This window comes from Streptomyces sp. NPDC059355 (assembly GCF_042752335.1).
GTDB lineage: Bacteria > Actinomycetota > Actinomycetes > Streptomycetales > Streptomycetaceae > Streptomyces.
The window spans coordinates 67716-91267 of record NZ_JBHYXN010000007.1; the positions used below are offsets into that span (position 1 = coordinate 67716).

Below are 23552 nucleotides of genomic sequence, written 5' to 3' on the forward strand. Positions count from 1 at the left end.
TTACTCCTCGTGCTCCCCGGCCGAGGGCTGCGTGCCCTCGGCGGCCTCGGCGGCCTGTCCTTCGGCTGCGTCGGTCTCCTCGACCTCGTCAGCTTCCTGACCGGCCTCGGCGTTACGAGCGATACCGACCACGGCATCGCGCTTGCCCAGGTTGATCAGCTGGACGCCCATGGTGTCACGGCCGGTCTCCCTGACTTCGTTGACTCGCGTACGAATCACACCACCGCCCAGCGTGATGGCGAGAATCTCGTCCGTCTCGTCGACCACGAGCGCCCCGACGAGCGAACCGCGGTCCTCCACGATCTTGGCGGCCTTGATACCCAGACCACCACGGCCCTGGACGCGGTACTCGTCGACCGGCGTCCGCTTGGCGTAACCGCCGTCGGTCGCGGTGAAGACGAACGTACCCGGCCTCACAACGCTCATCGAGAGCAGTTCGTCACCTTCACGGAAACTCATGCCCTTCACGCCCGAGGTGGCGCGGCCCATCGGGCGCAGCGCGTCGTCGGTCGCCGTGAAGCGGATCGACTGCGCCTTCTTGCTGATCAGCAGCAGGTCGTCCTCGGCGGACACCAGCTCGGCGCCGATCAGCTCGTCATCGCCGCCGGCCTCGGTCTCCCGGAGGTTGATGGCGATGACGCCGCCGGAGCGGGGCGAGTCGTAGTCCTTGAGCGCCGTCTTCTTCACCAGGCCGCCCTTGGTGGCCAGGATCAGGTACGGAGCGGCCTCGTAGTCGCGGATCGCGAGGATCTGGGCGATCTTCTCGTCCGGCTGGAAGGCCAGCAGGTTCGCCACGTGCTGCCCGCGGGCGTCGCGGCCGGCGTCCGGCAGCTCGTACGCCTTGGAGCGGTAGACCCGGCCCTTGTTCGTGAAGAACAGCAGCCAGTGGTGCGTGGTGGACACGAAGAAGTGGTCGACCAGGTCGTCCTGCTTCAGCTTCGTGCCGCGCACGCCCTTGCCGCCGCGCTTCTGCGAGCGGTAGTCCTCGGTCTTGGTGCGCTTGACGTAGCCGCCGTGCGTGATCGTGACGACGATGTCCTCTTCGGCGATCAGGTCCTCCATGGACATGTCGCCGTCGAAGGGAACCAGCTTGGAGCGCCGGTCGTCGCCGAACTTCTCGACGAGGGCCGCCAGCTCCTCGCTGACGATCGAGCGCTGCTTCTCCGGCGAGGCCAGGATCGCGTTGTACTCGTTGATCTTCGCCTGCAGCTCGTCGTGCTCGGCGACGATCTTCTGCCGCTCCAGGGCCGCCAGGCGCCGCAGCTGCATCTCGAGGATCGCGTTGGCCTGGATCTCGTCGATCTCCAGCAGGCCCATCAGGCCCTCGCGCGCGATCTCGACGGTGTTGCTGCGCCGGATCAGGGCGATGACCTCGTCGATGGCGTCCAGCGCCTTGAGCAGGCCGCGCAGGATGTGCGCCCGCTCCTCCGCCTTGCGCAGACGGAACTTCGTCCGCCGGACGATGACCTCGATCTGGTGCGTGACCCAGTGGCGGATGAACGCGTCGACCGACAGCGTGCGCGGCACGCCGTCCACCAGCGCCAGCATGTTCGCGCCGAAGTTCGTCTGGAGGTCGGTGTGCTTGTACAGGTTGTTCAGCACGACCTTGGCGACGGCATCGCGCTTGAGCACGATCACCAGGCGCTGGCCCGTCCGCGACGAGGTCTCGTCGCGCACGTCGGCGATGCCGCCGATCTTGCCGTCCTTGACCAGGTCGGCAATCTTCTGTGCCAGGTTGTCCGGGTTCGTCTGGTACGGAAGCTCCGTGACCACCAGGCACTGGCGGTTCTGGATCTCCTCGACCTCGACCACCGCGCGCATCGTGATGGAGCCGCGCCCGGTCCGGTACGCCTCCTCGATGCCCTTGCGGCCCACTACCAGGGCGCCCGACGGGAAGTCAGGTCCCTTGATCCGCTCCAGGAGCGCGTCGAGCAGCTCCTCGTGCGAGGCGTCCGGGTGCTCCAGCGCCCACTGGGCGCCGGCCGCGACCTCGCGCAGGTTGTGCGGCGGGATGTTGGTGGCCATGCCGACCGCGATACCGGCGCTGCCGTTGACCAGCAGGTTCGGGAAGCGGGCCGGCAGGACGGTCGGCTCCTGGTTGCGGCCGTCATAGTTGTCCGTGAAGTCGACGGTCTCCTCGTCGATGTCCCGGAGCATCTCCATGGCCAGCGGCATCAGCTTGCACTCGGTGTAGCGCATCGCGGCCGCCGGGTCGTTGCCCGGAGAGCCGAAGTTGCCGTTGCTGTCCACCAGCGGCATGCGCATCGACCACGGCTGGGCCAGACGCACCAGGGCGTCGTAGATGGAGCTGTCGCCGTGCGGGTGGTACGTGCCCATGACGTCACCGACGACGCGGGCGCACTTGTAGAAGCCCTTCTCGGGCCGGTAGCCGCCGTCGTACATCGCGTACAGCACACGGCGGTGGACCGGCTTGAGGCCGTCCCGTACGTCGGGCAGCGCGCGGGACACGATGACGGACATCGCGTAGTCGAGGTAGGAGCGCTGCATCTCCGTCTCGAGCCCGACGGGCTCGATGCGCACCACGGGCTGCTCCTCCGCGGAATTCTCGGCGGTGGGGGTGGTTTCGTCGGCCATTGCTGGTCAGAAGTCCTTTCAGGCGGCGGTCAGCGGAGGCCGACTCAGATGTCGAGGAACCGAACGTCCTTGGCGTTGCGCTGGATGAAGGAGCGCCGGGCTTCGACGTCCTCACCCATGAGCACCGAGAACAGGTCGTCGGCCTGGGCCGCGTCGTCGAGGGTGACCTGGCCGAGCACGCGGTGGTCCACGTCCATGGTCGTGACGCGCAGCTCCTCGGCGTTCATCTCGCCCAGACCCTTGAAGCGCTGGATCGAGTCTTCCCTGATCCGCTTGCCGTTCTGCTTGCCGAGTTCGACGAGTGCGTCGCGCTCGCGGTCCGAGTACGCGTACTCGAAGTCGTCCCGACCCCACTTGATCTTGTACAGCGGCGGGCGGGACAGGTACACGTGACCCGCCTCGACCAGCGGCCGCATGAAGCGGAAGAGGAAGGTGAGCAGCAGGGTGTTGATGTGCTGGCCGTCGACGTCGGCGTCCGCCATCAGGATGATCTTGTGATAGCGGAGCTTCTCGATGTCGAAGTCCTCGTGCACACCGGTGCCGAAGGCGCTGATCAGCGCCTGGACCTCGGTGTTCTGAAGGATCTTGTCGATACGGGCCTTCTCGACGTTCAGGATCTTGCCGCGGATCGGCAGGATGGCCTGGTACATCGGGTTGCGACCGGACTTCGCGCTGCCGCCGGCGGAGTCACCCTCGACGATGAAGATCTCGCACTTGGTCGGGTCGTTCGACTGGCAGTCGGACAGCTTGCCCGGCAGCGAGGCGCTCTCCAGCAGGCCCTTGCGGCGGGTGAGGTCGCGGGCCTTGCGTGCCGCGACGCGGGCCGTGGCCGCCTGGATCGACTTGCGGATGATGTCCGCGGCCTCGACCGGGTTGCGGTCGAACCAGTCGTTGAGGTGCTCGTGGACGACCTTCTGCACGAAGGTCTTGGCCTCCGTGTTGCCCAGCTTGGTCTTCGTCTGGCCCTCGAACTGCGGCTCGCCCAGCTTCACCGAGATGATCGCCGTCAGACCCTCGCGGATGTCCTCGCCGGCGAGGTTGTCGTCCTTCTCTCGGAGCAGCTTCTTGTCGCGCGCGTAACGGTTCACCAGACCCGTCAGCGCGGCCCGGAAGCCCTCCTCGTGCGTACCGCCCTCGTGCGTGTGGATCGTGTTGGCGAAGGAGTAGACCCCCTCCGTGTACTGCGAGTTCCACTGCATCGCGATCTCGACCGAGAGCATGCGCTCCTTGTCCTCGGCCTCGACGTCGATGACGGTCGGGTGGATGAGCTCGCCCTTGCGCGAGTTCAGGTACTTCACGAAGTCGACGATGCCGCCCTCGTAGTAGTACGTGACGGTGCGCGCGGTCGGCGCGGCCGTGTCCGCCTCGGGGTCGTCCGCACCGACGGTCGCCTTCGCCGACTCGCGCTCGTCGGTCAGCTTCAGGGTCAGGCCCTTGTTGAGGAAGGCCATCTCCTGGAAGCGCCGCGACAGCGTCTCGAAGGAGTACTCGGTCGTCTCGAAGATGTCGCCGTCGGCCCAGAACGTCACCGACGTGCCGTGCTCGTCGGTCTGCTCGTTCTTGGCCAGCGGGGCCGTCGGCACGCCCAGCTTGTAGTCCTGGGTCCAGCGGTGGCCGTCCGTCTTGACCTCGACCGCGACCTTGGTCGACAGGGCGTTCACGACGGAGACGCCGACGCCGTGCAGACCGCCGGAGACGGCGTAGCCGCCACCGCCGAACTTGCCGCCCGCGTGCAGGACCGTCAGAACGACCTCGACGGCCGGCTTCCCTTCGGACGGCACGATGCCGACCGGGATGCCGCGGCCGTTGTCGATCACGCGCACCCCGCCGTCGGCGAGGATCGTGACGTCGATGGTGTCCGCGTGCCCGGCCAGCGCCTCGTCGACCGAGTTGTCTACGACCTCGTAGACGAGGTGGTGCAGACCACGCTCGCCCGTCGAGCCGATGTACATACCCGGCCGCTTGCGGACCGCGTCCAGGCCCTCGAGGACCTGGATCGCGCTGGCGTCGTACGAGGCGGTGACCTCGCCGTTCCCGCCGGCTGTGGACTGGTTGTCGTTGGGGTTGCCGGAATCGGCCACGAAGCGCCCTTTCTGGCACAGCACAGGCCGTACTCCGGGCCAGCAGGCATGCAAGCAGGAGCGGCTGCGTCGATCTGCGTTGTCAGCGTGTATCAGCGAGATCCCGCAAGCGGGCGGGATTCGCTTCAGTCTACCGGTACCACGGACATGAATGGGGGTTTGCCGGTACCTCAGTCCGCATGTGCCGCCCTGAACCTCCTCTCTCCGACTCCCCATATCCGGGAAGGGGCTCAAAGAGGCTCACGCGGGCGTCCAGCGCTTCGGCCTGTCAACCTCCCGCTACCGTGAGGGACGCCACGCGATCCGGGGCTATCCGTACGTGTCCCCCGGGCCCGTGCTGCCCGGCGCGCGCAGCGGCCCGTACCGCTTCGGGCGCCCGCCCGGGCCCTGGACCTTGATCATCCGGACCGTTCCCTGACCCAGGTCCGCGTTGAGCCGCGCCACCAGCTGAGGGGCCAGCAGCTTCAGCTGCGCCGCCCAGGCCGAGGAGTCACAGCGCACGACCAGTTCACGGTCCTCGTACCGGTCCGGTTCACAGTGCGCCGCGATCTCCGGCCCGACGATCTCCGGCCAGCGCTCCATCACGCCCGCGACCGCCATCGGCATCTCCCAGCCGCGCTCGGTGCGCAGCCGGTCCAGCGCCGCCATGAGGGGCATCGGGTCACGGCCGTCCGCTCGGGCGCCCGAGCGCAGGCCGGACCGGTGCCTGTTCTTCCCGCCGGCCGCGTTGCCCCGGGCCCGTGCCTGCTCGCGGGCGGCCGCCAGCGCCTGGCGGGCGAGGTCCACGCCCGAGGGCTCGGGGACCTTCCGGGGTCCGGTCGTACCGGGTTCCTTCTCGTCGTCGCTCACAGCCGGGTCACCTCACCTCCGGACACCGCGAACCGGGTCCCCGCCAGCACCCCCGGAACGTCGTCGTCCACCGCCGCGGTCACCAGTACCTGCTCGCCCGCGGCCACCAGCTCCGCCAGCCGCTCCCGGCGCCGCGCGTCCAGCTCGGCGAACACGTCGTCCAGGATCAGCACCGGCTCGGCGCCCTCCGAGCGCAGCAGCTCGTACGAGGCCAGCCGCAGCGCCAGCGCGTACGACCAGGACTCGCCGTGGCTCGCGTACCCCTTCGCCGGGAGGTCGCCCAGGCGCAGCAGTACGTCGTCCCGGTGCGGGCCGACGAGGGTCACTCCGCGCTCGATCTCCTGCTTGCGCACCTCGGCCAGGGCCGACAGCAGCACCTCGTACAGGGCTTCGCGGGTCCGGACCCCGCCGTCGTCCACGCTCCGGCCGGCCTCGCCGGCGGCCGAGGACTTGTACGCGAGCCCCAGCGGGCCGCCGCCGGGCGCGAGCTGCTCGTACGCCTTGTCCGCGAGCGGCAGCAGCGTCGCGATCAGATCGAGGCGGTGCGCCAGCAGCTCCGCGCCCGTGCGCGCGAGGTGCTGGTCCCAGACGTCGAGGGTGGAGAGGTCCATGGAGCGGCCGCCGTGCCGGCGGGCCATCGCCGCCGACTTCAGCAGGGTGTTGCGCTGTTTGAGCACCCGCTCGTAGTCCGAGCGGACTCCCGCCATCCGCGGCGAGCGGGCGGTGACGAGCTCGTCGAGGAACCGTCGGCGCTCCCCGGGGTCCCCCTTCACGAGGGCCAGGTCCTCCGGCGCGAACAGCACCGTCCGTACGATCCCCAGTACGTCCCGGGGCCTGACCTGCGAGGACCGGTTGATACGGGCGCGGTTGGCGCGCCCCGGGTTCAGCTCCAGCTCGACCAGCTGCTGGCGCTCGCCGTGGATGACGGCCGCGCGGACGACGGCGCGGTCCGCGCCCATCCGGACCAGCGGGGCGTCCGAGGAGACGCGGTGGCTGCCGAGCGTCGCCAGGTACCCGATGGCCTCGACCAGGTTCGTCTTGCCCTGGCCGTTGGGACCCACGAAAGCCGTGACGCCCGGGTCGAGGGGAACCTCGGCCCGGGCGTACGAGCGGAAGTCGGCCAGTGAGAGATGCGAAACATGCATACGGCGCCGACCTCCCCCGGCTTCCTGCTGCTCTGCTCTGTACTGCTGTGGAGCGGTTGTGGACAGGCTGTGGATCAAGCCTTCTCGACCGCGTGGCCACCGAACTGGTTGCGCAGCGCGGCGATCATCTTCATCTGAGGGGAGTCGTCCTGGCGGGACGCGAACCGGGCGAAGAGCGAGGCGGTGATCGCGGGCAGCGGAACGGCGTTGTCGATCGCCGCCTCCACCGTCCACCGGCCCTCGCCCGAGTCCTGCGCGAAGCCGCGCAGCTGCTCCAGGTGCTCGTCCTGGTCGAGGGCGTTGACGGCCAGGTCCAGCAGCCAGGAGCGGATGACGGTGCCTTCCTGCCAGGAGCGGAAGACCTCGCGGACGTCGGTGACCGAGTCCACCTTCTCCAGCAGCTCCCAGCCCTCGGCGTAAGCCTGCATCATGGCGTACTCGATGCCGTTGTGGACCATCTTCGCGAAGTGGCCCGCGCCGACCTTGCCGGCGTGCACGGCGCCGAACTCGCCCTCGGGCTTGAGGGCGTCGAAGACCGGCTTGACCCGGGCGACGTGGTCCTTCTCGCCGCCGTACATGAGCGCGTAGCCGTTCTCCAGGCCCCACACGCCGCCGGAGACACCGCAGTCGACGAAGCCGATGCCCTTGGCGGCCAGCTCCGCGGCGTGCTTCTCGTCGTCGGTCCAGCGCGAGTTGCCGCCGTCGACGACGATGTCGCCGATCGAGAGCAGCTCGGCGAGCTCGTCGACGGTGGACTGCGTCGCCGCACCTGCCGGGACCATCACCCACACGACGCGGGGGGCCTGCAGGCTGTCCACAAGTTCCCGCAGGCTGTGGACATCGGCAAGGTCCGGGTTGCGGTCGTATCCGATGACGGTGTGGCCTGCGCGGCGGATGCGCTCGCGCATGTTGCCGCCCATCTTGCCGAGACCGACGAGACCAAGCTCCATCAGGTGGTTCCTTAAGCGTTGTGGCCGTCTGTGCCGGGTTCCCCGCAATCACCGGGGGCACCCAGGCTCCGAGCCTACGCCGGGCGGTGGCGCCGGGCGCCACGGGCGCTCCAGGGACGGCCGTGCGGGGGCTGACGGCGTCGGGCCCGGCCCCGCGCCTGCGAGACCGGGCCCGACGTACGCCGTGTGTCAGCCGGAGAGGCGCACCGGCATGATCAGGTACTTGTACGCCTCGTCCGCCTCGGCGTCGACCGCCGGACGGCCGCTCAGCAGCGCCGGCTTGGTGGACGTGGTGAAGCTCAGCTGCGCGGCCGGCGAGTCGATCGCGCTCAGGCCGTCCAGCAGGAAGGTCGGGTTGAAGGCGATCGAGATGTCGTCGCCCTCGAGCTTGGCGTCCACACGTTCCACAGCCTGTGCATCGTCGGAGGAGCCCGCCTCCAGGATCAGCACGCCCTGCTCGAAGCTGAGGCGGACCGGGGTGTTGCGCTCGGCGACCAGGGCCACGCGCTTGACGGCCTCGACGAACGGGGCGGTCTCGATGACGGCGATGGAGTTGAACTCCGTCGGGAAGAGCGTGCGGTACTTCGGCAGGTCGCCTTCGAGCAGCCGGGTGGTGGTGCGGCGGCCGGCGCCCTCGAAGCCGATGAGGCCCTCGCCCGCGCCGGAGCCCGACAGCGCCAGGGTGACGGTGTCACCGCTGGTCAGGGACTTGGCCGTGTCCAGGAGCGTCTTCGCGGGCACCAAGGCCACGGCGGAGGCGTCCGGGTTCTCCGGCTTCCACAGGAACTCGCGGACCGCGAAGCGGTAGCGGTCGGTGGAGGCCAGGGTGACGCGGTCGCCCTCGATCTCGATGCGGACACCGGTCAGCACGGGCAGCGTGTCGTCGCGGCCGGCGGCGATGGCGACCTGGGCGGCGGCGGAGGCGAAGACCTCACCGGGCACGGTGCCGGTCGCGGTCGGCATCTGCGGCAGCGCCGGGTACTCCTCCACAGGCAGGGTGTGGAGTGTGAATCGCGAGGAGCCGCAGACCACGGTCGCCCGTACACCGTCTGTGGAAATCTCCACCGGGCGGTTGGGCAGGGCGCGGCAGATGTCGGCGAGCAGCCGGCCGGAGACGAGGACGGTGCCGTCCTCCTCGACGTCGGCCTCGACGGAGACGCGGGCCGAGACCTCGTAGTCGAAGCCGGAGAGGGACAGCATGCCCTCCTCGGCCTTCAGCAGCAGGCCCGCGAGAACGGGCACCGGCGGCCGGGCCGGGAGGCTACGGGCAGCCCAGGCCACCGCCTCCGCGAGTACGTCGCGCTCCACCCGGATCTTCACCGGAACCGCCTCCTGCTGTTGCTCGCTCGTCTGCCGGCCTTCGTTCTCGGCCCGATGCCTCGATGCCCTCGATGGCTCGGAGCCTCGGTGCCGGGCACCAGTCTGACGTACGGCGCCGACAGTCGGTGCTGCCGGAGGTCAAGTCGGGAGCGAGGTGTCGGGGAGGCGTCCCCACCGAGTTGTGCACAGGACCCGCTTGAAAACCGAAACCGGGCTAACTCTCTATGGGGGTAGTAGTAGGGCCTGTGGAAACGGTGGATAAGCCCGTTGTCCCAGGTCAGCCCGCGTTTTTTATCCACCGACCCTGTGGGTGACACCGGTGGACAACACCGTGTGTCTGTGGAGAACAAAAACTTCTGCACAGGCCATCCCCAGATGACCCCGACTACTCCACAGGTGTGTCCCCAGGTTTCCCCCAGTACTCCACAGCCCAAACGTCGTCTTCCGTGTGACGGCTTTCACTCCGGGTGGTGACGGGAGGTGCAATGTTGCCGAACAGTGGACAGCGGTGTGGGTAACTCGCCGGATCCTGTGCACAGAGTGCGGGAACCTGTGGGCCGGTGGTGGACAGAGGAGTGGACGAGCCTGTGGACGAGAGTTCTGTCCACAGGCTGTGGACGGCGCTTGCGCACAAATCCACAGGGGTCTGACCAGTGCTGATGGGGCCTCACCCCGCGGCCCTGTGGACAGATTGTGGGTGACGGAACCTGTCCCCACCCTGTGGACGGAAGAAAGTCGGGGAATCTGTGGATGAGTTGCTCCACAGGGGGCGTATTCGAACAGACCAGGGGCGCGCGGACGAAGAAGGGCGCCCCCGAAGTACCCCGGGAGCGCCCTCTGAAAGCGTTTGGAGAGGCCCGGCGGGGCCCGCCGGCAGGGCCGAGAGGCCCCTCGCTCAGCCGTTCTTGATGCGGTTGGTGAGCTCGGTGACCTGGTTGTAGATGGACCGCCGCTCCGCCATCAGGGCCCGGATCTTGCGGTCCGCGTGCATGACCGTGGTGTGGTCGCGGCCGCCGAACTGTGCCCCGATCTTGGGCAGGGAGAGGTCCGTCAGCTCCCGGCACAGGTACATGGCGATCTGCCGGGCGGTGACCAGCACACGGCTGCGCGAGGAGCCGCACAGGTCGTCCACGGTGAGGCCGAAGTAGTCCGCGGTGGCCGCCATGATGTCCGTCGCCGTGATCTCTGGGGCGGAGTCCTCGCCGCCGGGGATCAGGTTCTTGAGGACGTCCTCGGCCAGGCCGAGGTCGACCGGCTGCCGGTTCAGGCTCGCGAAGGCCGTGACCCGGATCAGCGCCCCCTCCAGCTCGCGGATGTTGCGCGAGATGCGGGAGGCGATGAACTCCAGTACCTCCGGCGGGGCGTTGAGCTGCTCCTGTACGGCCTTCTTGCGCAGGATCGCGATACGGGTCTCCAGCTCGGGCGGCTGGACGTCGGTGATCAGGCCCCACTCGAAGCGGTTGCGGAGCCGGTCCTCCAGGGTGACGAGCTGCTTGGGCGGCCGGTCGGAGGACAGCACGATCTGCTTGTTGGCGTTGTGGAGCGTATTGAAGGTGTGGAAGAACTCCTCCTGCGTCGACTCCTTGCTCGCGAGGAACTGGATGTCGTCGACGAGCAGGATGTCCATCTCGCGGTAGCGCTTGCGGAACGCGTCGCCCTTGCCGTCGCGGATCGAGTTGATGAACTCGTTGGTGAACTCCTCGGAGCTCACGTACCGCACCCGGGTGCCGGGGTACAGGCTCCGCGCGTAGTGCCCGATGGCGTGCAGAAGATGCGTTTTGCCCAGGCCCGATTCCCCGTAGATGAAGAGGGGGTTGTAGGCCTTGGCCGGCGCCTCGGCGACGGCCACCGCGGCCGCGTGCGCGAAGCGGTTGGACGCGCCGATGACGAACGTGTCGAACAGGTACTTGGGGTTGAGCCGGGCGGTCGGCTCCAGCGGGCCCGAGGTCGAGCCGCCCGAGGAGGACGGGGGCGGCGCGGGCCGGCCGGGCGCCGGGCGCGGGGCCGGCTGCTCGTACTGCTGCTGCTCGTACTGATGGGACTGCTGGGGCTGGCGGGGCTCGTACTGCTGCTGCTCGTACTGCTGCTGGTCGAAGGAGCCCTGCTCGTACCCGCCGGGGTCGGACTGCTGGAGGTAGCCCGGCTGCGGGGAGGCGTACGGATCCCGCTCGGGGAAGCCGCCGAGGCGCGGCTGCTGCCAGCCGTAGTCGTCCTGCTGGCCGCCGCGGGGCCAGGAGCCGGGCTCGGGGCGCGACTGCTGGTAGTCCGGGTAGGCGGGGCGGGCGGTGGGGAGCTGGTCGTCGGAGGGCCCGCCGGGGCCGTTGTGGCCGCCGCGCTGGTTGCCGTACGGCTCGTACGGCTCGGGGCGCTGCTGGGTGGCCGCGGGCAGGGGCGCGGGCTCGCCGGCGGAGTCGTCCACGGTGATGGCGATGCGGATGGGGCGGCCGCACTCGCGGCTGAGCGCATCGCTGATCAGCGGGGCGAGCCGGCCCTCGAGGACGCGCTTGCCGTATTCGTTGGGGACGGCGAGCAGCGCGGTGTCGGCGACGAGGGCCAGGGGCTGGCAGCGCTCGACCCACTGCTTGTCCTTGGGCTCGATCGCCTGCTGTCCCTCCCCGAGGAGCTTTTCGAGCACCCTTGGCCACACTGCGGCAAGATCGGCAGGTACGTCAGCCACAGAGCACGCTCTCTCACAGGGGTCCCACGAATGTGTGGTTCTTTGGGACGGTCGGGACAAAAAATCCGGGATCAGACAACGGTAGTCAGGCCGACGGGTACGGTTCAAGTCGTTGTCCACAGCCTGTGCACAGTGTGAGGGCACGTCGCCTCGGTTTGACCGGATGGCGTAGCCGCGCGTACCGTAACGAGGTCGAGTTGTCGATGGCTGCTGCCGCCTGCCTACCGATGGGCGAAGATCACCTTTTGTGATCGTTTAGCGGTGCCACTCGGGCGAACACGCGAGTTTCCTCGTGGGCGCACGGTGACAGCCAGGCGATGTCCCGCCACAACGATTCATTCTCTGGAGCCCCCGAGTGAGCAAGCGCACCTTCCAGCCGAACAACCGCCGTCGTGCCAAGACCCACGGCTTCCGTCTCCGGATGCGTACCCGTGCCGGTCGCGCGATCCTCGCGAACCGCCGTGGCAAGGGCCGCGCAGCCCTTTCCGCGTAACAACACGCAGGTCGTGACGTCGTGCTGTCTCCCGAAAATCGGCTGAGGCGGCGTGAGGACTTCGCGAGCGCGGTACGCCGAGGTCGTCGGGCTGGTCGCCCGCTCCTCGTCGTCCACCTACGTACAAGCGGTGCAACGGACCCGCACGAGCCGGGGGAGATCGATCCCTCGACGCGTGCGGGTTTCGTCGTCAGCAAGGCCGTGGGTGTCGCCGTCGTCCGTAACCGGGTGAAGCGCCGTTTGCGCCATCTTGTCCGCGAACGCCTCTCACAGCTGCCCGCCGGTAGCCTGGTGGTGGTGCGGGCATTGCCCGGCGCGGGTGATGCCGGTGCCGACGAACTGGCCCGGGACCTGGATGCCGCTCTGATGCGGCTCCTGGGAGGCGTGGCTCGATGAAGTACCCGCTGCTCGCATTGATCAAGCTGTACCAGTGGACGATCAGTCCGCTGCTCGGGCCGGTGTGCCGTTATTACCCCTCGTGCTCGCACTACGGGTTCACGGCCATCGACCGGCATGGTGCGGTGAAGGGGACGGTTCTGACCGGCTGGCGGATCCTGCGGTGCAATCCGTGGTCCGCCGGTGGTGTCGATCATGTCCCACCCCGTAAACGCCCGCGTTGGCACGAGCAGCTGCGCAGTGCGTTGCGTAGATCTCGCAATGCTCAAGGAGCCTGATTAGTGGACACGATTGCCAGTCTGTTCAGCTTTATCACCACGCCCGTCTCGTGGGTCATCGTCCAGTTCCACAGTCTGTACGGCGCGATCTTCGGCCCGGACAGCGGTTGGGCCTGGGGCCTGTCGATCGTGTCCCTGGTGGTCTTGATCCGTATCTGCTTGATCCCGCTCTTCGTGAAGCAGATCAAAGCGACGCGGGGCATGCAGGCGCTCCAGCCGAAGATGAAGGCGATCCAGGAGCGCTACAAGAACGACAAGCAGCGCCAGTCCGAAGAGATGATGAAGCTGTACAAGGAGACGGGTACCAACCCGCTCTCCTCGTGCCTTCCGATCATCGCGCAGTCGCCGTTCTTCTTCGCGCTGTACCACGTGCTCTCGGCCATCGCCAACGGCAAGACCATCGGCGTGATCAACGAGTCGCTGCTGGAGAGCGCCCGCCAGGCGCACATCTTCGGTGCCCCGCTGGCGGCCAAGTTCACGGACAGCGAGGAGAAGGTCGCCGCGCTCGGCGCCTCTCTGACCGACGTCCGGATCGTGACCGCGGTCATGATCGTCCTGATGTCGCTGTCGCAGTTCTACACCCAGCGTCAGCTGATGCAGAAGAACGTCGACCTCTCGGTGAAGACGCCGTTCATGCAGCAGCAGAAGATGCTGATGTACGTCTTCCCGCTGATCTTCGCCTTCATGGGCATCAACTTCCCCGTCGGTGTCCTCGTCTACTGGCTGACCACCAACGTGTGGACCATGGGCCAGCAGATGTACGTGATCAACCAGAACCCGACCCCCGGCAGCAAGGCCCAGGACCAGTACCTGACCCGTCTGCTGAAGCACGTCACCACGCACGGAGACGTCAAGGGCCGGGGCAAGAAGAAGATCGTCGCGGCGATCGTGGCCAAGGGCCCGGACCGCAACGACAACGAGCGCAAGTTCATCGCGGCTCTCACGAAGCAGGGTCTGGCTGCGCAGGCGGACGGGTCTGTGATCAAGAGCGCCGAGGCCACGGCCGACTCGGACGCTGCGAGCGGCGGTGCCGCCAAGCGGCAGCAGCCGAAGCGGCAGTCGAAGTCGCAGCGCCAGACGCCCCCCAAGCCCTCTTCCAAGAAGTAAGAAGGAGTCCCTCCCGTGACGGAAGGCACCACCACCGCCGCCGCTGAGAGTGGCGACACCCTGACCCGCCTTGAGCAGGAGGGTGAGATCGCGGCCGACTACCTCGAGGGTCTGCTGGACATCGCCGACCTGGACGGGGACATCGACATGGACGTCGAGGCCGACCGGGCCGCGGTGTCGATCGTCAGTGACTCCGCCGGCCGCGATCTCCAGAAGCTCGTGGGCCGCGACGGTGAGGTCCTGGAGGCTCTGCAGGAGCTGACCCGCCTCGCCGTGCACCGCGAGACCGGGGACCGCAGCCGGCTGATGCTGGACATCGCGGGCTTCCGTGCGAAGAAGCGCGAGGAGCTGGCGGCGCTCGGTGCCCAGGCGGCGGCGGACGTGAAGGCATCCGGTGAGCCGCTGAAGCTGGCGCCGATGACCCCCTTCGAGCGCAAGGTCGTCCACGACGCCGTGGCGGCCGCCGGTCTGAAGAGCGAGTCGGAGGGCGAGGAGCCGCAGCGCTTCGTCGTCGTGCTCCCGGCCTGATCGCAAGCCTGAGTGTTCGGCCCCGTCTGTGTCGCAGACGGGGCCGAAGTTTGTCAGCCTGGCAGTGCCGGTCTCGGCGGTGCCAGTTCGAGCAGTGCGTTTTCAACGATCCATGCGGTACGGAAGGACGGTCCCCGTGACGGAGGCAGCGGAGCTTCCCCCGGCGCCTGAAGAGGCGCGCGCGGTGTTCGGCGAGTTTTTCCCGGAAGCTGTGCGGTATGCGGAGCTGCTGGCGGACGCGGGCGTCAAGCGCGGCCTGATCGGCCCGCGCGAGGTGCCGCGGCTCTGGGAGCGGCACCTGCTGAACTGCGCGGTGCTCTCGGAGGTGGTGCCCGAGGGCGTCACCGTCTGCGATGTCGGCTCGGGTGCCGGCCTGCCCGGTATTCCGCTGGCTCTGGTGCGGCGGGATCTGAAGATCACGTTGCTGGAGCCGCTGCTGCGGCGGACGACCTTCCTCCAGGAGGTCGTGGAGCTGCTGGGCCTGGACCACGTCACGGTGGTGCGCGGCCGCGCCGAGGAGATGCTCGGCAAGGTACAGCCGGTGCACGTGGTGACGGCACGGGCCGTGGCTCCGCTGGACCGGCTGGCGGGCTGGGGCGTGCCCCTGCTGCGTCCGTACGGGGAGATGCTGGCACTCAAGGGCGACACCGCCGAGGAGGAGCTGGTGGCGGCCAAGACCGCATTGGCGAAGCTCGGTGTGGTGAAGACCTCGGTGCTGCAGGTGGGCGAAGGTGTGGTGGATCCCCTGTCCACCGTCGTCCGTGTGGAGGTCGGGGAAAGCCCCGGTGGGGTGAGGTTCGCGGCCAAGCGGGCTAAGGCCGCGCGCACCAGCCGGACCCGTCGGCGCCGCTGAATTCCGGGGCATTGAGCCCTATAGGTATGGATTTCGGAGTGTCGTAGCGGCCCGAAGACCCTGTCTGGGCACTGTCCGGGCATCGTGTTTCACGTGAAACATCGCTCTCTGCTGCACGGAATCATCAGCCGCGGCCGTGCGGCCGCGTCCCCCCGTTCCCGTAAGGGCGACGGGGGGACGGAGTTGTCCACAACGGTGGATTCATCCACAGGAGTACGGGCCCCGCTGGTTCGCGACCCGGGTGTCATGGCAGGCTCTGTTCATCGCGAGCCTGATGTGGAGGAGAGTGACACCGTGCGGTCCGACGCCAACCTCGCGGGGCCGATGGCCGACCCGGTCCCCGGTCCCCGCTCTGAATCAGCGGGGGACGATGTTTCACGTGAAACATCGTCGCCTCTTGTAGACAACGACACGCCCATCGGCCGTGCCGCCCAGCTGGCGGTCGAGGCGCTGGGGCGTGCCGGCGCGGGGCTGCCGCGCCCGGCGCAGACCCGGGTCATCGTGGTCGCCAACCAGAAGGGCGGCGTGGGCAAGACCACGACGACCGTGAACCTGGCGGCTTCCTTGGCCCTGCACGGTGCGCGCGTCCTGGTGGTCGACCTCGACCCGCAGGGCAACGCGTCCACGGCGCTCGGTATCGACCACCATGCGGATGTGCCCTCGATCTACGACGTGCTCGTGGACAGCCGGCCGCTGCTGGAGGTCGTCCAGCCGGTGGCGGACGTGGAGGGGCTCTTCTGTGCTCCGGCCACGATCGACCTGGCGGGTGCGGAGATCGAGCTGGTGTCCCTGGTGGCTCGCGAGAGCCGGCTCCAGCGGGCCATCCAGGCGTACGAGCAGCCGCTGGACTACATCCTGATCGACTGCCCGCCCTCGCTGGGACTGCTGACGGTGAACGCACTGGTGGCCGGCGCCGAGGTGCTGATCCCGATCCAGTGCGAGTACTACGCACTGGAGGGTCTGGGGCAGCTGCTGCGCAATGTCGACCTGGTGCGGGCTCACCTGAACCCGTCGCTGCACGTGTCGACGATCCTGCTGACGATGTACGACGGCAGGACCCGGCTGGCTTCGCAGGTGGCGGAGGAGGTGCGCACGCACTTCGGCAAGGAGGTGCTGCGCACGAGCATCCCGCGTTCGGTGCGCATTTCCGAGGCCCCGAGTTACGGCCAGACGGTGCTCACCTACGATCCGGGTTCGAGTGGTTCTCTCTCCTATCTGGAAGCGGCGCGCGAGATCGCGCTGCGGGGGGCCGGAATTTCGTACGACGCCCAGCACGCCCATCTGGGCGCGGGCATGAACAGCACGCAGAGTGTGGCGGAGGGGATCCAGTGAGTGAGCGACGTAGGGGTCTGGGGCGGGGGCTCGGCGCGCTGATCCCCGCCGCTCCCCAGGAGAAGACGCCGCCGGTGATCGGTGCCGGCTCGACGTCTCCGTCGGCGATGCCGACGTTGCCTTCGGAGCGCGGGGTCGCGGCGGCGAAGCTGGCTTCGCTGGCGCAGGCCGATGTTTCACTGGGGGCGCCCCCAGCGGTAGCTGGGGGAGGAACATCGCTTGCGGCGACGACTGCGGTTGCCGTCGCGGATGAGCCGGAGACGGTGGAGCCCGAGGCCAATGTGGTGGCCGGGGCGACGTTCGCCGAGCTCCCGATGGACTCGATCACGCCGAACCCGCGCCAGCCCCGTGAGGTGTTCGACGAGGACGCGCTCGCGGAGCTGGTCACCTCCATCCAGGAGGTGGGTCTGCTTCAGCCGGTGGTCGTGCGGCAGTCGGCTCCGGACCGCTACGAGCTCATCATGGGTGAGCGTCGCTGGCGGGCCTGCCGGGAGGCTGGGCTGGAGCGCATTCCGGCGATCATCCGGGCGACGGACGACGAGAAGCTGCTGCTGGACGCACTGCTGGAGAACCTGCATCGGGCGCAGCTGAACCCCCTGGAGGAGGCGGCCGCGTACGACCAGCTGCTCCAGGACTTCAACTGCACGCACGACCAGCTGGCGGATCGGATCGGGCGTTCGCGTCCGCAGGTGTCCAACACGCTGCGCCTTCTGAAGCTCTCGCCCCCGGTCCAGCGCCGGGTGGCCGCGGGCGTGCTGTCCGCCGGACATGCGCGGGCCCTGCTGTCGGTGGAGCATTCCGAAGCACAGGACAAGCTGGCGCACCGGATCGTGGCCGAGGGACTGTCGGTGCGGGCGGTCGAGGAGATCGTCTCGCTGATGGGCTCCGAGCCCGAGGGGCCCGTGAAGCCGAAGGGGCCGCGGGCCGGTACCCGGGTGGCTCCGGCGCTCAGTGAGCTGGCGACTCGGCTGTCGGACCGGTTCGAGACGCGCGTGAAGGTGGATCTGGGTCAGAAGAAGGGCAAGATCACCGTCGAGTTCGCCTCGATGGAGGATCTGGAGCGGATTCTGGGGACGCTGGCGCCGGGCGAGGGCCGGGTGCTGGAGCAGGGTCTGTCCGGGGAGTGAGTTCCCGGCCGCCGAGGGGCGGATCGTGCCGGTGTGAACCGGCACGATCTGCCCCTTTGCCTTGTCGCGGTTTCGCCCGATTCGGGCTGTGGATACGATGCGCTCATGGGGCGTCGGTTGGTACCACTCACGCTGGACAACCTGCAGGACCTGCCTCGGCGTTGCCGGTCCTGTGTGTTCTGGGAGTTGGATCCCGTCAGCGGTGAGGCCGCAGTGAAGGCGGGGACGCCGGCGCTGGAGAAGGAGGCGTGGATCTCCGCCGTCCTGCTGGAGTGGGGCTCGTGCGGGCGCGTGGTCTACGTGGACGAGATCCCGGTGGGGTTCGTGCTGTACGCGCCACCGGCGTACGTACCGCGGGCCACTTCGTTTCCGACGAGTCCGGTGTCCCCGGACGCGGTGCAGCTGATCACGGCGTGGATCATGCCGGGCTATCAAGGCCAGGGCTTGGGGCGGGTGATGGTCCAAACGGTGGCCAAGGACCTGTTGCGGCGCGGGTTCCGGGCGATAGAGGCGTTCGGGGACGCACGCTGGGAGGGCCCGGCCTGCCTGTTGCCGGCAGACCACCTGCTGGCCGTGGGCTTCAAGACGGTGCGGCCGCATCCTGTCCATCCGCGACTGCGGCTGGAGATGCGCTCGACGCTCTCGTGGAAGGAAGACGTGGAGCTCGCGCTGGACCGGCTGCTCGGCGCGGCACGCAAGGAGCCCGCGCTGCGGCCGCTGTGATGTGCGAACGGGGCCGCCCCTTCGAGGGGGCGGCCCCGTTTCACGTGAAACATCCCCGGCTGTCGCCGGGCGGAGGTTCCAACCGTCAGGCGACGGGCTTGATGGTCACGAAGCCGTCGAGGTCACGCAGGATGGCGGCCTTCGGCTTGGCGCCGACGATGGTCTTGACGACCTCGCCGCCCTTGTAGACGTTCAGGGTCGGGATGGACATGACTCCGTACTTGGCGGCCGTGTCCGGGTTCTGGTCGATGTTGAGCTTGACGATCTCGATCTCGTCGCCGTACTCGGCCGCGATGGCCTCCAGGGACGGGGCGATCTGGCGGCACGGGCCGCACCACTCGGCCCAGAAGTCCACCAGGACGGGCTTGTCGCTGCTCAGGACTGCGGCGTCGAAGTCGGCGTCGGTCACGCTCTTGAGGGCCACTGCGGCCTCCTAGTTCTTTCCTGCGGGGTGTGGGGTGTGAAAGTGGGCGAAGGTCAGACCGTCGCGTGCGCCTTCTCGGCGTCCGCGAGGGCGGAGAGGAAGCGCTCGGCGTCCAGGGCCGCGGAGCAGCCGGTGCCCGCGGCGGTGATGGCCTGACGGTACGTGTGGTCCACGACGTCTCCCGCGCCGAACACGCCAGTGAGGTTGGTCCGCGTCGAGGGGGCGTCGACCTTGAGGTAGCCCTCCCCGTCGAGCTCCAGCTGGTCCTTGAACAGCTCGGTGCGCGGGTCGTGGCCAACAGCGATGAACAGGCCCGTCACGGGGAGCTCGGAGGTCTCACCGGTCTTGGTGTTGCGCAGGGTGAGACCGGAGAGCTTCTGCTCGCCGTGGATCTCCGCGACCTCGCTGTCCCAGGCGAACTTGATCTTCGGGTCGGCGAAGGCGCGGTCCTGCATGGCCTTGGAGGCACGCAGGCTGTCACGGCGGTGCACGATGGTGACGGACTTGGCGAAGCGCGAGAGGAAGGTGGCCTCCTCGATGGCGGTGTCGCCACCACCGACGACGGCGATGTCCTGGTCCTTGAAGAAGAACCCGTCACAGGTGGCGCACCAGGAGACACCGCGGCCCGACAGGGCGTCCTCGTTGGGGAGCCCGAGCTTGCGGTGCTGGGAGCCGGTGGTGACGATCACGGCCTTGGCGCGGTGCACGGTACCGGCGGTGTCGGTGACCGTCTTGATGTCACCGGTGAGGTCCACGGACACGACGTCGTCGGGGACGAGCTCGGCGCCGAAGCGCTCGGCCTGGCCGCGCATGTTGTCCATGAGGTCCGGACCCATGATGCCGTCCTGGAAGCCGGGGAAGTTCTCGACCTCGGTGGTGTTCATCAGCGCGCCACCTGCGGTGACCGCGCCTTCGAAGACCAGCGGCTTGAGCGAAGCGCGTGCGGTGTACAGGGCGGCGGTGTAGCCGGCCGGCCCGGAACCGATGATGATCACGTTTCGTACGTCGCTCACGGGTTTCTTCCTCGTCTCTGTGGACTGCACGCTGCTGCCGGAGGGGCCGGTGTGTTGTCTCACCCCACCCAACGGATCCTACGGCGCATGCATTCCCGACCCGCTCCCTCGCGGTCCCGAAGGTGTCAGCTTCGAGGATATGTACTGGTCAGCAATGGTTTGTCAGATCCGGCAGACGGGGTCTTCGTGCACTCGGCACCCACCAGATAGGCATCCACACGGGCTGAGTCGCCGGGGTGCGGCAGGACGAGGAGGTAAGCCTCGGTGCCCTGGTAGCTGCCCAGTTCGGCCGCGAGCGGGGTGTCGGTGCGACCGGTGGCGTGCTGGACACAGGCCGGCACGGAGGAGGCGGTCGTGCGGTTGCCGTCGCCCGGGGCCAGGTCCGGTGGGGGCGTGGTGCTCTTCTCCAATCCGTAGGTGTTGTTCTGCTGTTCCTCCTGCGGAGCGGTCTTCGCCCCCGGTCCGGAGGCCAGGAGTCGGCGCACGTTGTCTTGGAGGCCCTGCGCGGTGTACGTCCCGTCGGCGGGGGCCGCGGCTGCCGTGCTCGTCGCGGATCTGCGGGCGGCGGTGTCCGGGGAGCCGGTCCCGAGCAGGTTGGCGGCGAGGAAGATGCCGAGGGCGCAGGCGGCCGCTCCGGACAGGCCGGCGATGACGGCGATCCGGCGACGGGCGCGACGGCGCCCGGGACCGGTTGCTCCGGCCGGGTGACCGGCGGGTCGCCCGGTACCCGGACCCGAAGGTGCGGCAGGCGATGTTTCACGTGAAACATCGGAGGCCGGGGCGGTCTCCGCCCTGGGCGCGGTGGAGTCGAGGAGGGCTTCGGCGGCGAGGGCCGCGTCGATGCGGCCGGCGATGTCGGAGGGCATCCTGGGCGGCCCCGGCAGCGTGCCGAGGAGTCCCCGGATCTCCTCCAGGGAGGCGAGGACGTCCGCGCACAGGGGGCAGTCGCCCAGATGGCGGCGTACCTCCCCGGCTCTGACCGGGGAGAGGAGCCCTTCGGTCAGGTCGGAGATCTCCGAGACGTCAGGGTGCCGGATCGTGCCGGTTGTGGGAGTCACGTTCGTCCACCTCCGCCCTTCACCGTGTCTGCGTCTGGGGCTGGCTGACTGGGGTCTGCCGCTGGTGGGACGGCTGTCCCCGGCGTCCGGTTCCTTCCCCGCTCGGCGGCGGTGTTATCCCCGGCATTCGAGCGCAGATGGGTGAGCATCGGGAGGAGCTTCGCCCGGCCGCGCGCACACCGGCTCTTCACGGTGCCGGTGGGGACGTCGAGGATACGGGCGGCCTCGGCGACGGGGTATCCCTGCATGTCGACGAGGACCAGGACGGCCCGCTGCTCGGCCGGGAGCGTGCTGAGAGCGGCCAGGAGCTGCCGATGGAGGTCTTGGCGCTCCGCCGGTGCCTCGGCGGACTCGTGGGGCTCCAGGAGGCGCTCCAGGCGCTCCGTGTCGTCCAGTGGCGAGGTCTTGCGGGAGGCGGCTTTGCGGGCCCGGTCGAGGCAGGCATTGACGGTGATGCGGTGCAGCCAGGTGGTGACGGCCGATTCGCCGCGGAACGTGTGGGCGGCCCGGTAGGCGGAGACGAGGGCGTCCTGCACGGCGTCGGCGGCTTCCTCGCGGTCGCCGAGGGTGCGCAGGGCCACGGCCCACAGCCGATCGCGGTGCCGCCGGACGAGTTCCCCGAAGGCATCGGGATCACCGGCGGTGTGCAGCGCCAGCAGCTCCTGGTCGCTCCGGTCGTCTCCCGTTGCTGAGTGCATCACACCTCCCCTCCGGAAGGGAGCGTACGGGTCGGGCGGGACGAATACGAGGGACCGCTGCCCAGTTGGCGCAGCGGTCCCGTATCCGTGGCGGCCCGGTCCTACTCGGCCGTGCCGAGCACCTTGATCTCGTTGATGCCACCCCGGTAGCCGCCGTTCGAGTCGGCGGGCAGCGAGGTGATGTGGATCACCAGGTAGCGGGTCTTCAGCGGGGTCTCCAGGGTGGTCTTGAGGTTCTTCCCCGCGGTGGTCAGCTTGACGACCTCGTGGGAGAAGTCCGAGAGGGAACGGGGCTGATTGGCCTCCGGAGAGGCGGCCCGAACCTCGACCTTCTGCCCGGCCGCGTACATGTCGACGTCGAGACCGGCCACCTCCTGGACGCTGCCGAGGTCGACGACGATGCCGCTGCCGTCGTCGTAGCTGTCCAGGTTGCCGAAGTTGGCGTAGCCGTAGAACACCTTGGTGATCCAGGCGGAGTCGCCGTTCTTGTCGGTGGCCTTGTCCGCGTCCTCCGGCTTGATCGGATCCTTGCCGAAGGTGGTGGCGTTGGCGATCTGCAGGGGCTTGCCCGGGTTGTTCGGCTTGGCCGACTTGGAGCTCTCGTCGGGCTTGGGCTGCTGGTTGGAGCCGTTGCTGCCGGTGTCGCCCTTGACGCGTTCCAGGAGCGTGTCGGCGAGCTGCCAGCTGCCCAGGCCGAGCGCGGCGATGAGCAGGGCGGCCACACCCCATTTCAGGACGCGACCGGTGCGGCTCTGCAGCGGGGGCGGCGGCGGGATGGCCATGGTATGGCTGCCCGGTCCGCCGGGGTGCGGCTGTGGGCGGCCGTAGTTGCCCTGCTGGTAGGTGGTGTGCTGGTACTCCGGCGGAGCGGTGAAAGCGGGCTCCGGCGGCCGGATGCGCGGCATCGCGGCGACGGCCTTCGCCAGTTCCTCCGGGGTGGTGCAGGGCGGCTCCTGCCGGGAGGCGGTGGCCCCGTCGTTGGCGAGGGCGCGCATGGCGAGCTCCCCCAGCCCCCGGTGCACTCCGGCACGGACCTGGTCGGGCGCGATCAGGCCGACGCCCTTGGGCAGGCCGGTCAGGCCGTACGCGTCGTTCTCGTACGGCCAGCGCTGCGTCAGGGCGGCGTACAGGAGTGCGCCGACGGCCTCGGTGTCCGCGCGCTGCGGGGTGTCGCTGGTGATGCCGCGCAGGGCGGCGTTCACGGCGAGCCCGCGGATGCGGTACTGGCCTGTGGAGGTCCGCAGTATGGCGCTGGGCGTCAGCCGCAGGTGGGCCAGGCCTTCGCGGTGCGCGGCGGCCATCGCCTGGGAGACCTGGGTGACGAGCTGGTAGGCCTCGTGGGGCTCCAGGGGGCCCGAGGCGAGGATCGCGGTCAGCTCGGTGGCGTCGGGCAGCCACTCGTGGACGACGTAGACGAGGTCGTTCTCCTCGACGGCGTCGAGGACGTGGACGAACCTCGGGTCGCCGAGCAGCGCGGAGGAGCGGGCCGCGGCCAGGACGGCGCGGGCCCGGGGATGGTCGGCGGGCAGTAGGTGGACGCCCACGGCACGGCGCAGCTTCTCGTCCATGGCGCGCCAGCTGCTGAATCCGTCCAGACGGGTGACGCACTCTTCGAGGCGGTAGCGCCTGGCGAGCTTGTGGCCGCTGTGGAGTTCGGGGGCGGCAGCAGGAGCCGCTTTCCTGCGTTCGCCGTCCTTTTCGGGCATGGGTCCGTCCGCGGCTCGTCCGTTCTGGGTGTCCACCCCGTCGGCCGTGGCCTTTGCCGCATCTGCGGCCGGCGGCTCGTCGCCGCCGTTGTCGGCCACGTCGACGGCAGCCGTGCTACGTTCCGCCACCGTCGTTCCTGCCTCCCCATCCGTTACGCGCTGTCGGCCAGTCTGCGAAGCCATGCCAATTGTGCCCACA

General features: G+C 68.9%; 21 protein-coding genes. 9 read left to right on the forward strand and 12 right to left on the reverse strand.

Going from position 1 to position 23552, the window contains the following annotated elements; genetic code table 11:
- The 7 genes from gyrA to dnaA form a co-directional block, all read right to left on the reverse strand.
- Complete coding sequence (gene gyrA / locus ACFXGI_RS09185) at positions 1–2595, reverse strand: DNA gyrase subunit A (RefSeq protein WP_384704810.1); 2595 nt, start codon at positions 2593–2595, stop codon at positions 1–3.
- Positions 2596–2639: 44 nt separating this feature from the next.
- A complete protein-coding gene (gyrB, locus tag ACFXGI_RS09190) occupies positions 2640–4700 on the reverse strand; it encodes a DNA topoisomerase (ATP-hydrolyzing) subunit B (RefSeq protein WP_308284613.1) in 2061 nt (686 codons plus the stop codon).
- 285 nt (positions 4701–4985) lie between these two features.
- Positions 4986–5525, reverse strand: a complete 540-nt coding sequence (locus tag ACFXGI_RS09195; RefSeq protein WP_384704811.1) for a DUF721 domain-containing protein — start codon at positions 5523–5525, stop codon at positions 4986–4988.
- Positions 5522–6670: a DNA replication/repair protein RecF gene (gene recF / locus ACFXGI_RS09200; protein WP_384704812.1), complete on the reverse strand. Its 1149-nt coding sequence runs from the start codon at positions 6668–6670 to the stop codon at positions 5522–5524. Before recF ends, ACFXGI_RS09195 begins: the two co-directional genes overlap by 4 nt.
- A gap of 74 nt (positions 6671–6744) precedes the next feature.
- On the reverse strand, positions 6745–7620 hold the full coding sequence (gene gnd, locus ACFXGI_RS09205) for a phosphogluconate dehydrogenase (NAD(+)-dependent, decarboxylating) (RefSeq protein WP_384704813.1): 876 nt from the start codon (positions 7618–7620) through the stop codon (positions 6745–6747).
- Between the two features lie 189 nt (positions 7621–7809).
- The gene (gene dnaN, locus ACFXGI_RS09210) at positions 7810–8940 is read right to left on the reverse strand and encodes a DNA polymerase III subunit beta (protein ID WP_359170032.1); all 1131 of its coding nucleotides are present in this window, start codon (positions 8938–8940) and stop codon (positions 7810–7812) included.
- An 895-nt stretch (positions 8941–9835) separates the two neighbouring features.
- Positions 9836–11761 (reverse strand): chromosomal replication initiator protein DnaA, encoded by a 1926-nt coding sequence (gene dnaA, locus ACFXGI_RS09215; protein WP_384704814.1) that lies wholly within the window; start codon positions 11759–11761, stop codon positions 9836–9838.
- Positions 11762–11972: 211 nt separating this feature from the next.
- Here dnaA and rpmH point away from each other — a divergent pair, with 211 nt between their 5' ends.
- From rpmH to ACFXGI_RS09260, 9 genes are all read left to right on the forward strand, one after another.
- Positions 11973–12110 carry a 50S ribosomal protein L34 gene (rpmH, locus tag ACFXGI_RS09220; RefSeq protein ID WP_008741645.1) on the forward strand — a complete coding sequence of 46 codons (138 nt, stop codon included), beginning with the start codon at positions 11973–11975 and terminating at the stop codon, positions 12108–12110.
- Between the two features lie 21 nt (positions 12111–12131).
- Entirely contained in the window at positions 12132–12506 is a 375-nt protein-coding gene (gene rnpA, locus ACFXGI_RS09225; RefSeq protein ID WP_384704815.1) for a ribonuclease P protein component, read from the forward strand.
- A complete protein-coding gene (yidD, locus tag ACFXGI_RS09230) occupies positions 12503–12784 on the forward strand; it encodes a membrane protein insertion efficiency factor YidD (protein ID WP_078613072.1) in 282 nt (93 codons plus the stop codon). The genes rnpA and yidD overlap by 4 nt, the downstream gene beginning before the upstream one ends.
- A gap of 3 nt (positions 12785–12787) precedes the next feature.
- Positions 12788–13891 carry a membrane protein insertase YidC gene (gene yidC / locus ACFXGI_RS09235; protein WP_384704816.1) on the forward strand — a complete coding sequence of 368 codons (1104 nt, stop codon included), beginning with the start codon at positions 12788–12790 and terminating at the stop codon, positions 13889–13891.
- A 15-nt stretch (positions 13892–13906) separates the two neighbouring features.
- Complete coding sequence (locus tag ACFXGI_RS09240; RefSeq protein ID WP_266786761.1) at positions 13907–14419, forward strand: R3H domain-containing nucleic acid-binding protein; 513 nt, start codon at positions 13907–13909, stop codon at positions 14417–14419.
- Between the two features lie 112 nt (positions 14420–14531).
- Positions 14532–15272: a 16S rRNA (guanine(527)-N(7))-methyltransferase RsmG gene (rsmG, locus tag ACFXGI_RS09245; RefSeq protein WP_384704817.1), complete on the forward strand. Its 741-nt coding sequence runs from the start codon at positions 14532–14534 to the stop codon at positions 15270–15272.
- A 246-nt stretch (positions 15273–15518) separates the two neighbouring features.
- On the forward strand, positions 15519–16604 hold the full coding sequence (locus tag ACFXGI_RS09250) for an AAA family ATPase (RefSeq protein WP_384704818.1): 1086 nt from the start codon (positions 15519–15521) through the stop codon (positions 16602–16604).
- Positions 16601–17731, forward strand: coding sequence for a ParB/RepB/Spo0J family partition protein (locus ACFXGI_RS09255; RefSeq protein ID WP_384704819.1), 1131 nt, complete (start codon positions 16601–16603; stop codon positions 17729–17731). The genes ACFXGI_RS09250 and ACFXGI_RS09255 overlap by 4 nt, the downstream gene beginning before the upstream one ends.
- Before the next feature lie 105 nt (positions 17732–17836).
- On the forward strand, positions 17837–18454 hold the full coding sequence (locus ACFXGI_RS09260; protein WP_384704820.1) for a GNAT family N-acetyltransferase: 618 nt from the start codon (positions 17837–17839) through the stop codon (positions 18452–18454).
- Positions 18455–18539: 85 nt separating this feature from the next.
- Here the strand turns inward: ACFXGI_RS09260 and trxA are convergent, their stop codons facing one another.
- The 5 genes from trxA to ACFXGI_RS09285 all read right to left on the reverse strand — a co-directional run bounded on the left by trxA (position 18540) and on the right by ACFXGI_RS09285 (position 23482).
- Positions 18540–18878, reverse strand: a complete 339-nt coding sequence (trxA, locus tag ACFXGI_RS09265; RefSeq protein ID WP_030857722.1) for a thioredoxin — start codon at positions 18876–18878, stop codon at positions 18540–18542.
- Between the two features lie 53 nt (positions 18879–18931).
- Positions 18932–19891, reverse strand: coding sequence for a thioredoxin-disulfide reductase (gene trxB, locus ACFXGI_RS09270; protein WP_030857724.1), 960 nt, complete (start codon positions 19889–19891; stop codon positions 18932–18934).
- Positions 19892–20016: 125 nt separating this feature from the next.
- Positions 20017–20949, reverse strand: coding sequence for an anti-sigma factor family protein (locus ACFXGI_RS09275; RefSeq protein ID WP_384704821.1), 933 nt, complete (start codon positions 20947–20949; stop codon positions 20017–20019).
- A complete protein-coding gene (sigM, locus tag ACFXGI_RS09280; protein ID WP_384704822.1) occupies positions 20946–21647 on the reverse strand; it encodes an RNA polymerase sigma factor SigM in 702 nt (233 codons plus the stop codon). The genes ACFXGI_RS09275 and sigM overlap by 4 nt, the downstream gene beginning before the upstream one ends.
- Positions 21648–21748: 101 nt before the next feature.
- The gene (locus ACFXGI_RS09285; protein ID WP_384704823.1) at positions 21749–23482 is read right to left on the reverse strand and encodes a protein kinase family protein; all 1734 of its coding nucleotides are present in this window, start codon (positions 23480–23482) and stop codon (positions 21749–21751) included.
- Positions 23483–23552: the final 70 nt, after the last annotated feature.

What these genes read in the sequence shown, in the direction of transcription:
- gnd (WP_384704813.1), bottom strand. Translation starts at nt 7,620, where the DNA reads ATGGAGCTTGGTCTCGTCGGTCTCGGCAAGATGGGCGGCAACATGCGC.
- yidD (WP_078613072.1), top strand. Translation starts at nt 12,503, where the DNA reads ATGAAGTACCCGCTGCTCGCATTGATCAAGCTGTACCAGTGGACGATC.
- rsmG (WP_384704817.1), top strand. Translation starts at nt 14,532, where the DNA reads ATGCGGTACGGAAGGACGGTCCCCGTGACGGAGGCAGCGGAGCTTCCC.
- ACFXGI_RS09260 (WP_384704820.1), top strand. Translation starts at nt 17,837, where the DNA reads ATGGGGCGTCGGTTGGTACCACTCACGCTGGACAACCTGCAGGACCTG.
- sigM (WP_384704822.1), bottom strand. Translation starts at nt 21,647, where the DNA reads ATGCACTCAGCAACGGGAGACGACCGGAGCGACCAGGAGCTGCTGGCG.
- gyrA (WP_384704810.1), bottom strand. Translation starts at nt 2,595, where the DNA reads ATGGCCGACGAAACCACCCCCACCGCCGAGAATTCCGCGGAGGAGCAG.
- recF (WP_384704812.1), bottom strand. Translation starts at nt 6,670, where the DNA reads ATGCATGTTTCGCATCTCTCACTGGCCGACTTCCGCTCGTACGCCCGG.
- ACFXGI_RS09250 (WP_384704818.1), top strand. Translation starts at nt 15,519, where the DNA reads ATGGCAGGCTCTGTTCATCGCGAGCCTGATGTGGAGGAGAGTGACACC.